At 55.7% G+C, this 14,667-nt stretch carries 14 protein-coding genes and 1 tRNA gene; 5 read left to right on the top strand and 10 right to left on the bottom strand.

From position 1 onward, the window contains the following. Positions 1-8: 8 nt before the first annotated feature. Entirely contained in the window at positions 9-1,337 is a 1,329-nt protein-coding gene (locus tag ABLU67_RS16350; protein ID WP_348852381.1) for a 6-phospho-alpha-glucosidase, read from the top strand. Here the strand turns inward: ABLU67_RS16350 and ABLU67_RS16345 are convergent. The 9 genes from ABLU67_RS16345 to ABLU67_RS16305 form a co-directional block, all read right to left on the bottom strand. Continuing rightward, entirely contained in the window at positions 1,316-2,851 is a 1,536-nt protein-coding gene (locus tag ABLU67_RS16345) for an EAL domain-containing protein (protein ID WP_177342565.1), read from the bottom strand. The two genes, ABLU67_RS16350 and ABLU67_RS16345, sit on opposite strands and share 22 nt — an antisense overlap. Next, the gene (locus ABLU67_RS16340; protein ID WP_014229995.1) at positions 2,838-3,743 is read right to left on the bottom strand and encodes a fimbrial protein; all 906 of its coding nucleotides are present in this window, start codon (positions 3,741-3,743) and stop codon (positions 2,838-2,840) included. The genes ABLU67_RS16345 and ABLU67_RS16340 overlap by 14 nt, the downstream gene beginning before the upstream one ends. Positions 3,744-3,760: 17 nt before the next feature. Then, entirely contained in the window at positions 3,761-4,264 is a 504-nt protein-coding gene (locus ABLU67_RS16335) for a fimbrial protein (protein ID WP_025106063.1), read from the bottom strand. Positions 4,265-4,276: 12 nt separating this feature from the next. Continuing rightward, the gene (locus ABLU67_RS16330) at positions 4,277-4,804 is read right to left on the bottom strand and encodes a fimbrial protein (protein WP_046877337.1); all 528 of its coding nucleotides are present in this window, start codon (positions 4,802-4,804) and stop codon (positions 4,277-4,279) included. Between the two features lie 10 nt (positions 4,805-4,814). Continuing rightward, complete coding sequence (locus tag ABLU67_RS16325) at positions 4,815-7,442, bottom strand: fimbrial biogenesis usher protein (protein ID WP_348852380.1); 2,628 nt, start codon at positions 7,440-7,442, stop codon at positions 4,815-4,817. 74 nt (positions 7,443-7,516) lie between these two features. After that, on the bottom strand, positions 7,517-8,197 hold the full coding sequence (locus ABLU67_RS16320; RefSeq protein WP_170873304.1) for a fimbria/pilus periplasmic chaperone: 681 nt from the start codon (positions 8,195-8,197) through the stop codon (positions 7,517-7,519). Between the two features lie 76 nt (positions 8,198-8,273). Then, positions 8,274-8,813, bottom strand: a complete 540-nt coding sequence (locus ABLU67_RS16315; RefSeq protein WP_014838896.1) for a fimbrial protein — start codon at positions 8,811-8,813, stop codon at positions 8,274-8,276. A gap of 72 nt (positions 8,814-8,885) precedes the next feature. Then, complete coding sequence (fimA, locus tag ABLU67_RS16310) at positions 8,886-9,428, bottom strand: type 1 fimbrial major subunit FimA (RefSeq protein WP_014229989.1); 543 nt, start codon at positions 9,426-9,428, stop codon at positions 8,886-8,888. Between the two features lie 39 nt (positions 9,429-9,467). Further along, positions 9,468-9,968 carry a LuxR C-terminal-related transcriptional regulator gene (locus tag ABLU67_RS16305; protein ID WP_348852379.1) on the bottom strand — a complete coding sequence of 167 codons (501 nt, stop codon included), beginning with the start codon at positions 9,966-9,968 and terminating at the stop codon, positions 9,468-9,470. A gap of 803 nt (positions 9,969-10,771) precedes the next feature. On the opposite strand from ABLU67_RS16305, the gene ABLU67_RS16300 reads away from it, so the two are divergent. Continuing rightward, positions 10,772-11,593, top strand: coding sequence for a winged helix-turn-helix domain-containing protein (locus ABLU67_RS16300; protein ID WP_025106066.1), 822 nt, complete (start codon positions 10,772-10,774; stop codon positions 11,591-11,593). Then, positions 11,577-12,062 (top strand): hypothetical protein, encoded by a 486-nt coding sequence (locus ABLU67_RS16295; protein WP_046877335.1) that lies wholly within the window; start codon positions 11,577-11,579, stop codon positions 12,060-12,062. Before ABLU67_RS16300 ends, ABLU67_RS16295 begins: the two co-directional genes overlap by 17 nt. A 149-nt stretch (positions 12,063-12,211) precedes the next feature. On the opposite strand, the gene ABLU67_RS16290 is transcribed toward ABLU67_RS16295, so the two are convergent. Further along, a tRNA-Asn gene (locus ABLU67_RS16290) sits at positions 12,212-12,287 on the bottom strand. Between the two features lie 330 nt (positions 12,288-12,617). On the opposite strand from ABLU67_RS16290, the gene nac reads away from it, so the two are divergent. Both nac and cbl read left to right on the top strand, forming a co-directional pair. Then, complete coding sequence (nac, locus tag ABLU67_RS16285; protein WP_004852321.1) at positions 12,618-13,535, top strand: nitrogen assimilation transcriptional regulator NAC; 918 nt, start codon at positions 12,618-12,620, stop codon at positions 13,533-13,535. Positions 13,536-13,641: 106 nt separating this feature from the next. Continuing rightward, positions 13,642-14,592 (top strand): HTH-type transcriptional regulator Cbl, encoded by a 951-nt coding sequence (gene cbl / locus ABLU67_RS16280; RefSeq protein ID WP_014229985.1) that lies wholly within the window; start codon positions 13,642-13,644, stop codon positions 14,590-14,592. Positions 14,593-14,667: the final 75 nt, after the last annotated feature.

The raw sequence follows: 14,667 nt of genomic DNA, 5'->3' as shown, positions 1-14,667 counted from the left end.
GGTGGAAGATGAAAAATAAATTCGTTGTGACCATAGCCGGCGGCGGCAGTACGTATACCCCAGGGATTGTTATGATGCTGCTGGAAAATATGGACAGGTTTCCGTTAAGCGAAATTCGTCTCTATGATAATCATCACGATCGCCAGCGCGTGATTGGCGAAGCCTGTGCGATTCTGGTGGCTGAACATTATCCGCACGTTGCTTTTAGCTTCACCACCGACCCGCAGGAAGCCTTTACGGGCGTCGATTTCGTGATGGCGCATATTCGCGTCGGCCTCTATGAGATGCGCGAGAAAGACGAGAAAATTCCGCTTAAATATGGCGTGATTGGCCAGGAAACCTGCGGCCCGGGCGGTATTGCTTATGGTATGCGCTCTATCGCCGGCGTCCTTGAGCTGGTTGACTACATGGAAACGTATTCGCCGGGCGCGTGGATGCTCAACTATTCCAATCCGGCGGCGATCGTTGCCGAGGCCACGCGTCGACTACGCCCGACAGCCAAAATTATTAATATCTGCGATATGCCGGTGGCTATTGAAGGGTTATTCGCCGATATTCTCGGGCTGAAATCGCGTAAAGAGATGAACGTCCGTTATTTTGGTCTCAACCATTTCGGCTGGTGGACCAGCATTACCGATAAGGCCGGCAACGATTTAATGCCGGCGTTAAAAAACCACGTTGCCGAGCTGGGCTATTGCAGTCCGAAAGAGGATTTTCAGCATAAAGCGCCGAGCTGGATTGAGACCTTCAAAAAGGTGAAGGACGTTTTTGCGCTGGATACCGATACGTTACCCAATACTTATCTGAAGTACTATTTTTATGCCGACTATGAGGTTGCCCATTCAGACCCTGACTTTACTCGCGCCAATGAAGTGATGGCGGGGAGAGAGAAGGAGGTGTTTGATATGGCCAGAGAGATCGTCGCCCGGCAAAGTGCCAAAGAGGCGCATTTCCATGCCGGGGCGCATGCGACCTTTATCGTCGACCTCGCCTGCGCCATCGCCTTTAACACCCAGGAGAGAATGCTGCTGATTGTGGAAAACAACGGCGCTATCGCGAATTTTGACGAGACCGCGATGGTTGAAGTGCCTTGCCTGGTGGGCGTTAATGGCCCCGAGCCGCTGGCGATGGGTAAGATCCCGCTGTTTCAAAAGGGGATGATGGAGCAGCAGGTGGCGGTTGAAAAACTGGTGGTCGATGCCTGGGTTGAAGGAAGCTATCAGAAGCTCTGGCAGGCGATGACCCTGTCCAAAACGGTACCCAGCGCTTCGGTCGCAAAAGCTATCCTTGATGAACTGATCGCCGCCAACCGTGGCTACTGGCCGGAGCTGCGCTGATGTATCGCCAATGCCCGATGTTTCCCATCGGGCGTTACCGGTATCGCGATGCCGGCGCGATGCTCCGCCTCGCCCGAAAGCGGCTGAAGAAGCTCCGCCACGTTCTCCCTGCCTACCGGCGCCGAGAGGTAGTTGCCCTGAAAGCGGTCGACTCCCAGCGCCTGCAGTTTGTTGAATTTCTCCAGGCTATCTACGCCTTCGGCAATACAGCGGCTGCCGGTCAGCTGGCAGTAGAAGATAAGGCTTCTGATCAGCGCCAGCGCGTGCGGATCGCGCTGCATATCGTTGACGATGCTCATATCCAGCTTGTAAGCGCTGAATCTCATCGTGCGCACCGGAAACATTACGCTGCTTTGCGAGAAGCAGTCATCAAGCATGATAGGGAAGCCGCGCTTTTGCAGCCGGGCGATATTTTCGGCGATTTTGCCGTGACCGTTGAGGTCGGTATTTTCAGCAAACTCCAGCACCAGCCTCTGCGACCTGTGCGGCTGACGCAGCTGCTGGCGCGCGGTTTCCATCATGCGAAGCAGGTTCTCGTTGCCGGCGACGGCGGCGGGAATATTCACGGCGAAATAACACTCGCCGGAATGCTGATTAATATTCTGCACCGCTTCCTGAAGGACAAACGCGGTGAGCACCAGCCAGGCATATTCCGAGCGTATTTGCGGTAAAAAATCGCCGGCAGCCAGCACGCTGCCGTTTCGGTTCCAGCGGGAGAGGATCTCCATTCCCTTTACCTGATGGTGTTCATCGGTAATGGGCTGAAATACCGGAAAAATCTGGCGGCTGTGGATCGCATGGACAAGTTCACGCTCGAAAGCGGAAAGGGCGGCGATGCTCTCGCTTTTCTGGTCTCTTATCTGGCTGCCGGGAAAGCGGGCGGCCATTTCAGGGTGGTGTTCCACCATTTTTTTTAATCCTGCGGTTCTTTGATTGTAGAGCGTCTTGTGGCTGATGCCGCGGCGTTGAGCCTGAGCGCTGGCGCGGTAGCCGCAGAGTAAACCGAGGATAGCGTCCAGCTCCGGCCGGGTGATCCCGGCGGGGCGCTTGCCGAGCGCTCGCGTTTCATCCTCTGCCAGCTGCTCAAGAGAGGGGTATTCTTCGAGCACGGCGTCGCGCAGCAGCGCCGCCAGGCAGGGGACCGGCAAATCGGAAGCGGCGGCCCGTACGGCGGTAAGCAAACGCCGGTCTGCGACCTGATGCACCAGGGTGGGCCACAGCCAGCTTGCCGGGCTGCGGCTCAGGAACAGCATGGGCAGCGGCGTGGGGGACCGCGCCAGCAGCGCGGCGGCCCGCTTCAGGGTTGCCAGTAGCCCGGCGGGGCCTTCCGGGAGAAACACCACCACGCGGCGAACGCCGGCAGGCAGGGGCGGCGTCTCCGGGGGCAGCACAACGGGCCTGGCTCCTCCCTTCGCTATTATCCCGCTCAGCCCCTCGGCAGCCAGCGAACAGGGCGACAGGATAGCGACGAGCGGCTGCCCGCCGCCGGGGGGCGGGAGATTATTCGTAAACAAAAGTCACTCCGATAATCGACTGCACGTTACCCGCGGTCACCTGCCCGCTGGTGCGCGCGTAGTTGGCGGTTAATCCGAGGCTGACCGCCGAGGTGCCTACGTTGCCTAACGACACCGTACTGTTGGCGGGTACGACGCTACCGTTGCGCGTCAGCTGAACGCCCACCCCCTGGGCAGGGGACGCTGAGGCGGTATTGGTAAATATCGAGTTGCCCGCGTTCTCCGTGGTGCCGGAGAGGTAATAGCCGAGATTCTGGTTTTGCGCGCAGTAAACCGTCAGCGGAATGGCGGCGGATGCGGGATATTCCGGCAGCGTCACCGTCACATCGCGAGCAGAAACGTCGCAGCCGCCGGTTGGCACCACGACGTTATTGTTGGCGTAAATGTTCCACACGAACTGGAAGTCGTCGTTATCCTTATTGTTGGTCTGACGCAGGATCAGGACCGCGATCAACGACCCGGCGGAAATGGCGACGCCGCCTGCGCTACTGACGGGCGTCAGATAGAGGACGGTAGGCCAGGGGCTATCAACAATGGAGCTATAGGTCATACGCGCCGTTTCGCTGGTGGTTGGAAACGGGTAGCTGATGCCGTTATACCTGACGGTGCCGGAAAAGCTCGACAGTACCCCGCCGTAGGCCGAGCCGCGCTGCAGCGTTACGTAGTCGATCATGGAATCCGGAAAGTCGTTATGACAGAAAATCTGCGTCGAGAGATCCACCACCAGGTTCTGCCCGACGCTGACCGCCGGCGCGAGGTTCACGTAAACGTTCGCCGATCCGCCGCCGATGGGGATTGTCACCCCGGCGGCGGTTTTACAGGCGAACGACCAGGCGTTAAGCGACCAGCCCGCCAGCAGCAGCGTTAACAGCAGGGTGATTATCTTTTTCATTACTCTGTTCTCCTGGCTCAGGCGTAGGTATAGGTGACGTTAATCACCGCCTGAATAGTTCCTTGCGTCGCACCGCCGTTGACCGTCAGCGCTCTGACCTGTAGCGGGAAGCTGGCGGACTGGGTGGCGTCGTCGACCTGTACCTCTTTTCTCGCGCCGGTGTTCAGCGTGGTGCCGCCCTCATCCTGCAGCTCAAGCTGGATGTTGCCGGCGGTACCCTGGTTCTTGTAATAGCCGGTGGCGTCCGCCGTACCGCTGAAGCTGGCGGTGACCCGCGACGTGCCGACCGGGCAGTTGCTCAGGGTGAGCGCCACGCTGTGCCAGGGCGAAGCGGCGCCGGCGGAGACCAGGCTAAAGGTATAGAGATCGCCGAGATCGACGGTGGCGTTAACGGTGGAAACGGTACAGGGTTTGGCCACCACTTTGCCGTTAACGGTAATGGTGACGTCGGCGGCCTGTAGCGTCGGGGAGGACGCCGCCAGCATCGCGGCCAGCAGCCATCCGGAATAGGTCGGGTTCATCAGCGCCTCCGGTTACTGAAATTCAAGCGTGAATGTTGCGGTTGCATTAACGTGTCCGGCGGTCACCGGTACCCGGGTGGCCATCAGCCGGGCGTAAAAGTTCAGCGTGTTGGTCTGGCCGGGGGTCAGCGTGGTCCAGGGGATCGCTGACGATGCGGCATTGAGCGGCAGCGCCGTCTGCTGCGCGTCAAGGATCTGCACGCCCATCCCCGCCGCCGCTGAGGCGCCGCCGTCGAGCTGTAGCAGGTCGGTATTGATGCTGTCGGCAACGCCAACAAAGCCGACCTTCACCGCGGTAACCGAGCTGCCGCAGGGCGACAGCACAATACGAAACGGCACCAGCGGCGTGGTTGCCCCAACCGCATGGAACTGCTTCGCGGCGTTATCCATCAGGTCGACGGTAAAATCTTTCGACTCACCCGCCACGGCGCAGGCATTATCCCGAACGTAGCCGCTGATGGTGATGGTGCTGTCCGCCGCGCCGGCGTTGTTGACCGCCAGCGATACGAGGGCGCTCAGCAGATACAGGGTTTTTCTCATCATGGTCTCCTTAGCGGCACTCGGCGGACAGCGGGATCAGCAGCTGGTTCTGTTTTTCCGGCGGCAGGCTGTAGTCAGCCTCGCAGCTGGCGTTCGGACCTTCGCCCCATTTCGCCCGCACTTTGCCCGCCAGCGGCATCCCGCTCAGGTAGACCTGGCCATTATCGGCGACGATGCTGCTGGCCTGGCTGCCGTCAGAAGTCACCAGCGCGCCGAAGGGAACCGGCTTTCCGTTGTAGATGAGAGACATCAGCAGCTTGAGCCCGACGTGGGCCTTAAATTCCGCGCGGACAATGGCGCCGTGGGTCGGCACCACGCTGGCCACCGCATCGTCCAGGTCGACGTTATCGGCCAGGCTGTTGGTGTCCAGCGCCACCCGGTTTTCCCGGTATTCGGTGGCGTAGGGCAGCACGGCGTAGCCGCGCCAGTCGGTCTGAACCCCGGTCTGGTTTTCCACTTTGACGTTGTCTGCGCCGGGGGCTTTGATCAGCACCACCGTGTCGTTCATCGGCTGGCTCAGCGTGACGCCGTCGGCGTGGGCCAGCACGCCGCCGCTCAGGCCGTAGTACAGCTGTTTGATACCGTCGCTGCGGCTGTAGCCGACGTTGGCGTTGCCGTAGCCGCCGCGGTAGTTCAGCGCCGCGTAGCCGGTGCCGCCGCTGTTGCCCTCACCGCCGCCGGCGTAGCCGGTCTGCATGCTGTAGCTCAGGTTGTTGCCCTCCAGCAGCGTGCCGTACAGCCCGGCGAGGCTGGTGGTTCTGCCGTTCAGATCGTTGGACATGCTGTAGCTGGCGCTGGCGTGCCGCCAGGCCGACTTGCTGTCGGAACGCAGCCAGTGGCTGAACGGAATATTGACGTTGACCGCCAGCATCTGGTCGCGCCCCTGCTGCCAGGCGTTTTTGGTCAGGCTGTAGCTGAGCGTCCAGTTGATATCGTCGATGGCGGCGTTGAGTCCTGCCTGGAGCTGCTGATCGGCCTTGCCGGTGCCCCAGTAGGTCTGGTGGCTGCCGCTCAGATAGAGCGTGGCGGTGCGCCCCAGCTGCTGGGTGACGCTAAGCTGCACTTTGCCGCGCTTGTTGTAAGCGAGGTTGTAGTAGTCGGTGAATTTAGGCTTCACTTCAATCACCCCGTCCTGGGTCTCGACGTTGTAGCCGCTCATCCTGTTGTAGGTGGTATCGGCGAAGCTGAAGTAGCCGCGGGTCGAGTAGCGGTAGCCCACCAGCTGAATATTGGTGCCGGTATCCGTCAGCGACTTGTTATAGAGGAAACGCACCGACTGCCCCTGATGCTCGCTGTCATCGGGCAGGGTGGCGTTGGCCTGGGTGATATCCAGCGACAGCGCGCCCAGCTCCCCCATGTTTTTCCCCACGCCGAGGTTAAAGGCGCGGTAGCGGTCCGCCAGCTGGGTGCCGCCGTACAGCGTCCAGCCCGCCGGGAGGCCGTGGAGCAGGGTGCCCTGGAAAAATTTCGGTTTTTCCTGCTGATTGCTGCCGCTGCGGTACTCGCCGGCGGTAGCGGCATAGCGGGTATGGCCCTCGCGCTGGAGCACCGGAACGGACGAGTAGGGGACGGTGAACACCTGGCTGCTGCCGTCGGCCTCTTTGATGGTCACCTGCAGGTCGCCGCCGTTGCCCGCGGCGTAGAGATCGTTGATGGTAAACGGGCCGGGCGGCACCGTGCTCTGGTAGATCTCATAGCCGTTCTGTTTGACCGATACCTGAGCCGTGCCCCGGGCAATCCCGTGAATGACCGGGGCGAACCCCTTCTGGCTGTCCGGCAGCATATTGTCGTCGGAAGCTAGCTGCGCGCCGCGGAAGTTAATGCCGTCAAAGACGTCGCCGTTGGTGTAGCTATCGCCCAGCGTGAGGCGCGAACGCAGTAGCGTAATATCACGCTCAAGCCACGAGTTGATATGCTGCCATTTGTTTTCATTGGTCGTCGAACTGCCGCTGCTGCTGTAGCTCCAGGTGGTGTTGTCGCGCAGGCGCCAGGCGCCGAGGTTCAGCCCGCTCTGCAGGTTCAGGTACGCGTAGTTGCTGCTGCCGCCGACGTCGTTGTGCACGTTGTTGCCGGTGAAGTTGTAGTTCAGTAGCCCGGCGTTAATTCCGTGGTCCCAGAGCTCAGGCGGAATATAGCCGCGGGCGCGGTTGCCCATAAACGCCTGGGGCACGGTCAGATACAGCCGCTGCTGCCCGGCATCAAAGCGGGTGGTGGCGTCTTTGATCATCTCGGTTAGCGGTACGCAGGCATCCGCCGCCAGCACGTCGATTCCGGCAATGGCCGCGGTATTCACGCCCATGCTGGCCAGCTGTCCGCGGGTCAGGCAGGGGGCCAGCCCGTGGCCCTTTTCAGCGGCATTAAAGGTGATATCGCGGGTGGTCATATACCCGTCATTCAGGTAGATATCCGCGCGATAGGTACCCGGCGGCAGCTCCTGGCCCTTTTCAAAACCGGACAGATCCGCCACGGCGGCGGGATCGTCCGCCAGAAAGCGTGGGTTGAAATAGAGCTCCGCCTGCGCGTAAAAAGCCGGTGAGGAAAGTAAAAGGGCAAGGGGGATCTGCGCGAATACGCGCGCAGATCCTGGAGTCATTCGCCGGGAGCCCAAGTGGTCGAGTCCATATTTCAGATGTGACATAGTCCCTCCGGTCCAAAGTCGCCCGGCCATCGTTATTTTTTTCGTTCAGGGGGAGAGCGCTGCTCCCCGGTCAGTTACTGCATGACGCCTTTCATACGCGGGGTGAGTGCGCCGTAGTCGTTAATCGTCCGGTATGTAATCTCGCGACCTGCATCGGACGGTAAACTGACGCTGGCTTCGCCCATCGGCGGGACCAGCGCATTTTTCAGCACCCGGGTTCCGGCGTTGAGCTCGGTGACCGTCTGGTAATAAGGGGTTGGGTTAATCAGCGTGAGTGAGCTTCCGCTGCGGCGGAACTTCAGCTTTTCCGCGGCCTGATCCGGCGGTAGCGCCAGTTTGGCCGGGCGGTAATAAAGCTTGATACGGCTGATAATCGCCAGCTGTAGCGTGTTTTCGCTGAGCTTTGATTTATCCATCGATGGGATTGCTTTGACGTTCATCCAGAACAGCGTTTCCCGGTCCTGCGGCAGCTGGCCGTTGGTGGCATCGAGGATGCGCAGGGTATTCTCTTTCTTCCCCTGCATGGCGAACAGCGGCGGGGTAATGACAAAGCTCCCGTCTTTCGCGCCATCGGCGTTCTCTACCCATGACTGGATCAGATAGGTGCTGTCGTCGTTATTGGTCACCGCCAGCTGAGCCTGTTTTTGCCCGGCCGGATAAATCACGCGGGTCGCGCCCAGCGCCACGCCGGCCTGTGCCTGAGCGGTAAAACCGGCGGTGGAGAGCAGCAGGAGTCCTGCCAGTAAACCGCGCATCCCGCGCGTGGTAGCCCGTCTATTTTTCATGCTTATCTCTTTCTTTCTCACGGTGAATTCCTGTTACCGGCGCTGATTACTGGTAGGTCAGGGAGAACCAGGCCTGAGCATTTGCCGCTCCTCCGGTGACCTGATTCCCGGTGGAACGATATTTGGCGACAAAATGCAGCGTCGTTGGCCCCGTGTGCAGCTGCGTCCATGCCCCTGCGGGCGCATTGAGCGGGATCTGACTGCCGGTTTTATCAAACAGGGCAACGCCAATGCCGGTCGCGATCCCCGGACCCTCGCCAACCGAGAGGACGTCCGGATTTTTACCATCGGCGACGCCGTGAAACGCCACGCCAACGCGCTGGCTCACGGCGGTACTGCACTCCTGCAGGTGAATATCGAAGGGGACGGGGTTGGTGTCCTCCCCGGCCGAATGAAACCGATTGCTGCTGATTTGCCCCATCTTGACCGTCATCTGCCGGTCGCCCGCTTCAACGCGGCAGGACTCGGCAATGACTATCCCCTGAAAGCGCATGTTCCCGCCGGGCAGCATGGTGTCCCACTGGTTTCCTGCCAGCGCCAGCGGTGGGAGCAATAAAATCAACAGACCAGACTTCATTCTTTGCATCGTTATCACCCTCACTCTTATTCGGATAACGGGCCGTCCTGGCCCGACGCGCTTCCCTGCCTGATGAAAAAATTACTCGTACTGCACTTTAAAGGTGGCGTCAGCGTTAGCGGTACCGGCAGTGGCTGCGGCAGTCGCGTAGTAGCGAGCCTGGAACGGGATAACGTTGGTGCCATCGTTCAGCGTGGTTTGCGCGCCGAAGGCGGCGCCGTCCAGCGCCAGCGGGGTACCGGTACGGTCAAGGATCTGTACGCCGACGTTAGTCGCGCCGCCCGCGGCGGAGTTCTGCAGGGCCAGTACCGTTGGGTTGGCGCTGTCAATCGCCGTGCCGGTAAACGCGACGGAGGCTTTGGTGGCGACGGTGGTATCACAATCATTCAGCTGGATATTGAAGCCGACAGCCGTGCTGGTGTTGCCTGCGGTCGCCAGCTTTGCAGAACGAACCTGGCCTAACTGAACGGTCTGGTCGATAGAACCGGCATCAACCGCGCAGGCCGCGTTAACCACTTCCCCTTTAAAATGCACCGTACCGCCGTTCACCGTAACGGTATCGGCCAGAGCCGCAGCAGAACTCAGGGACAGTGCTGAAATAACGATAAGTGCTAATTTGTTCATGATAAAACTCCTGTTTATGAATAATCCTGAAGCTATGCTTCACTTAAAAAAACATTTATTGTTGAAAAATAACTTTTGAAACGTAATCCTGTTTTTACAACCTAATTTATTCATCAGGTTGCGGCGGTGCGTATAAATAGTCTTAAGTTTCACGCCAAACTCTTCTGCGATCTCCTGGTTGCTTTCCCCTCTGCTTAACATGCTTAACATCTGCTTTTCACGCAGGCTTAGCCGGTACTTTGTATGATAGTTTCCTGAAGTTTCTTTCTTTAAAAAGAAATTCAGGATGCTTCTGGTATTACTTTTTTTGTCCAGTACGGTTATTTTTTCAAATGGCTCGGACTTATAAAAAGCTAAGTCGCTGGATGCGAAGGCAACAATGTTTTTATTTGAAAAATAAATCCACTCCGAACCCGAAAGGTCGTTAGAGTCCAAATCTATAATCAAAAAGAAATTGTCAATAAACTCTACTCCAAGCAGTTCAATCAGGCCCAGAGTGAAATATTTATCCTTAGATAAAATATTAGTTGATAGATTCATATCTGAACGCGATCTCATCCTTGGGTTGACCTTTAACTCATCGTTAATAAAACCATTCAGCGAATTGAGAGTAATCTAACATCACCCGTCTCAATGAGGCATGCAGCTGAGGCTCTAAAAGATGTAACCACTACAAAGTTATCATTTTGTGGGTGTTTTGTTTGTGATTTTCATTGTAAATGGCGTTAAAGGTTTATAATTTGTTTTTTTATAGGTTTTTGTAAATTAAAAATGATAGGGTTGAGTTATCATTAAGCTCTGAACAATAGGCACACTCTTTGTATTGGAATTTTCTTAGGGAACATTCCTTGATAAATGTCTGACATCTTTATCTTTAGCCAATCAGATTTCTTTTTATCTGCCTGCGTATATCCCTATAGAGGTGTCCGGATTCTCGCTTTTACGCTGTCTTCAGGACGCTAATTCAGGCGGTGAAAATATCATCCCTGGTCATTTCATGTATCAGGTAGTTAATTGCGTGATGGTATTATTTAATCATCATTTATCCCCTCGGTTCTCACAGCTTCAGGACGCGTTCAGCTCATACATCCCGAATGATGTTCTGGTGGTCTATATTGTTTCAGGCGCAAGGTTAGCTCAGATGGGCCTGGTTACGCCGTGTGTTTCGATGAAGGCAATAATAGCATTGTGTTTTTTTTTAGTTATATGTATTCTCTTTTATTGGTTTTTAGGTGTTAAAATTCAATTTACAATAAAGTTAAGGTTGTTATCAGTATAAAATACTGCGCATGTGCCTGATGTGCGGATTGTGTGCGACTGAGGATTATTTGTAAGGCTGGTTTATGATCTACAAAATTCAAGGAACGATCCATTTCAGGAGCGATGATGGGCTGATATGGCTCGATGAAGACTCATGCGTCACGCTGACAGCCACCACAAGCCGCCTGCTTAAGTTCCTTTTAGACCACAGGGAGCATGTGGTTTACAGGAACGAGATACTTGAAAAAGTCTGGGATGCGCATGGGCTGCGGACCTCTAGCCATAGCCTCAATAAATATATTTCTGACCTGAGAGCCATCTTCAGGAATATGGGCTGTGTCGAGGAGATTATCGTTACCGTGCCCCGGGTTGGGTTTATGGTGTCCGCGAGCATACTGATTGAGAGGGTGGATAATTCAGCCCCTGTCATACGTAATGAAAACGATGCGGAAGCTATTGCGTTAAGCAGCAGCGGCTGTACACATAAGGGAACACGTAAATTTTCTGCGGGATGGGCAAAAAAGTCTGGCTATGCGCTGCTTGCGCTATTTGTGTTGGTTATCCTTTTCTGGAGCGTGAGTGCCGACCGATATCGCCTGATTTTTGCGGCCGGCCAGGATGAAGGCTATTATCTGGGAAGCATTGATTCTTGCCCGGTCAGAACTTTTAACGCCATACCGAATGAGCAACAGCAAAAGATGATGGTTCTGGTCCGCCAGCTGATCGCAAAACAGAAAATGGTGTGCTTAGGCAACAGCGTTTTTTACTTTAATATTTCGGAATCTGTATTAAAAGCCAATGAGGGAAGGATTTTTTTGGCCCACTGTATCTACTCAAAAATAAAACCAGGTGCGCTGTATTCATGTGAGAACTACTATAGGCCTGATTATGAAATTCCTGAATAACGTTAAGGTAAAGCGCGTTTATGTTCTGCTGTCAATTTTATTTGCTGTTTTTGTTTGCGGCTGGCTGATAAATCATTTTCATCAGCAAAACGATTTTGATTGTTCCGCAAATTTGCGAATTGAATCGGGCTCATTTGGCTTTGATGCAAACTTTAAAACTTTCTTGCTGATGCGGGGAAATAACAGCGGTTATTTTGACGTTTCCGGAAAAGTGATAGTCGATAACGTCAAGTACAATGTCGAAAGATCGTATCATTTCATCTATGCAAAGAAAGCTAATAACATTTACCACTTAACCCAAACGACCATCTCGAAGCGGAAAGCCGACAATATGATCGAGGGAATGATGCAAAAAGTCTTTTTTAGCCCCGATCCGGACTCGGGACGCTATATTAAGATACAAAAGATGAAAAATGGCTGGATCGTCCGCAGCCTGTACTCACCCTCGTTTATTTGCGTAAACAATTGATATTAATAAGTTATGGGGTTTTCCTCTGTTACAGCCAGAGGAGTGAGGCGGTTGCAGAACGCGTGCGGGGGGTTACTAAAGAAGACGATCTGGCTGAAATGAGAGAGTAAGAAAGCAAAAAGCCCGCTCGAAAGCAGGCTTCTTAAATTTGGCTCCTCTGACTGGACTCGAACCAGTGACATACGGATTAACAGTCCGCCGTTCTACCGACTGAACTACAGAGGAATCGTGTAAACGGGGCGCATATTAACGATGACCATCCCCCTTGTCAAAGCCTGAATCACCTTAACTTGTTCGTTTGCTGACAATTTCAGCAGAGTGCCTGTTTTTACGGCATTGCGCCGCCGGATGCACCGTTGCGGTGCATTTATACCCCTAATGGGGCATACCGCAATCCGCTTACCGGGCAACAAAATCGCGGTTTGCTATCAGTATCCCTTATTACGCGGCCTGCAGCGGCATTTGCGTCCCCGCAAAAAAGCTGGCAAGCAAATTGCAAAACCTTCTGCATCTAAACGGCCAGTGTTGGTACTGGTGTTCCTTACAGGAGGCAAAATGAACTTAAGACGACTGAAGTATTTTGTGAAAATCGTCGATATCGGCAGTCTGACCCAGGCCGCTGAAGTCTTGCACATCGCACAACCGGCGCTTAGCCAGCAGGTTGCGACCCTGGAAGGCGAGCTGGACCAGCAGTTGTTGATCCGCACCAAGCGCGGCGTGACGCCGACCGAAGCGGGCAAGATCCTTTACACCCACGCCCGGACTATCCTGCGCCAGTGCGAGCAGGCGCAGCTGGCGGTTAACAACGTCGGTCAGACGCTAAGCGGCCAGGTGTCAATTGGGCTGGCTCCGGGCACGGCGGCTTCGGCCATTACCATGCCGCTGCTGCAAACGGTGCGTAACGAGCTGCCGGAAGTTATGGTCTATCTGCAGGAAAGCAGCGGAACGATCCTCAACGATAAGCTTATCGACGGTCAGCTGGATATGGCCGTGCTCTATGAACGTTCCCCGGTCGCCGGGATCGTCAGTCAGCCGCTGCTGAAGGAAGATCTCTACCTGGTCGGAACCCGGGATTGCCCGGGGCAGAGCGTGGATTTGACGGCGGTTGCGGAAATGAATCTGTTCCTGCCGCGTGATTACAGCGCCGTTCGCGCAAGGGTCACCGAAGCCTTCACTCTGCGTCGACTGTCGGCAAAAATTATCGGCGAAATTGAATCCATTACCACCCTGACGGCGGCTATTGCCAGCGGCATGGGCGTCACCGTTCTGCCTGAGTCCGCCGCCCGTTCGCTGTGCAGCGCGGCGAATGGCTGGATGGCGCGCATCAGCACGCCGTCAATGAGCCTGTCGCTGTCGGTCAATATGTCGGCACGCGGCAGTCTGTCGCCGCAGGCGCAGGCGGTTAAGGAAATTTTAATGTCGCTGGTGAGCCGTCCGTCGCTGGAAAACCGTGAATTATTGTTAGTCAGTTAGGCTATATTCCTGAATGGAATAAGTTGCTGGTTTTTATTATTTGTTAGCAGGGACAACAGACTTTAACAATAGTGCATATATTATGTCTGATAGCCCGGAGGAAAGGGTGAACTTCCAGCAACTCAAAATTATTCGTGAAGCGGCCCGTCAGGATTACAACCTGACGGAAGTCGCCAATATGCTCTATACATCGCAATCGGGCGTCAGCCGTCATATTCGTGAACTGGAAGAAGAGCTGGGGATCGAGATTTTTATCCGCCGCGGCAAACGCCTGCTGGGGATGACGGAGCCGGGCAAAGCGTTGCTGTCGATTGCCGAGCGTATTCTGAATGAAGCCAGCAACGTTCGTCGCCTGGCGGACCTGTTTACCAACGATGCGTCCGGCGTCTTAACCATCGCCACCACCCACACCCAGGCGCGCTATAGCCTGCCGCCGGTGATCAAAGCCTTCCGCGAACTCTTTTCCGACGTACGTCTTGAATTAGTTCAGGGGACGCCGCAGGAAATTGAAGCGCTGCTGCACAACGGCGGCGCGGATATCGGCATCGCCAGCGAGCGCTTGAGCAACGACCCGACGCTGGTGGCTTTCCCCTGGTTCCGCTGGCACCACAGCCTGCTGGTCCCCAAAGATCACCCGCTGACCCAGGTGACGCCGTTAACCCTCGATGCCATCGCCCGCTGGCCGCTCATTACCTATCGCCAGGGGATTACCGGGCGTTCACGTATTGACGAAGCCTTTAACCGTAAAGGGCTGATGCCGGATATCGTATTAAGCGCTCAGGACTCCGACGTTATCAAAACCTACGTCGAGCTGGGGCTGGGCGTAGGGCTGGTGGCGGAGCAGTCAGGCGACGCGCGGGAATCTGATACCTTTACGCGTCTCGATACCCGCCATCTGTTCGATGCCAATACCGTCTGGCTGGGCCTGAAGCGCGGTCAGCTGCAGCGAAATTACGTCTGGCGCTTTATTGAACTGTGTAACGCGGGGCTGTCGCTGGAGGAAATTAAACGTCAGGCGATGGAGCCGGAAGAGGCCGCAATCGATTATCAGATTTAGCAGGATGATAAATCTGATATGAAAGAGTAAACGAAGCTATAATTCATTCACGATTATCGCCACAAAGGAAGGGAA

Origin of the sequence: Klebsiella sp. GN_Kp190, from assembly GCF_040061795.1 — a bacterium.
Classification (GTDB): Bacteria; Pseudomonadota; Gammaproteobacteria; order Enterobacterales; family Enterobacteriaceae; genus Klebsiella; species Klebsiella michiganensis.
This window is presented reverse-complemented; position numbering and strand designations above follow the sequence as displayed.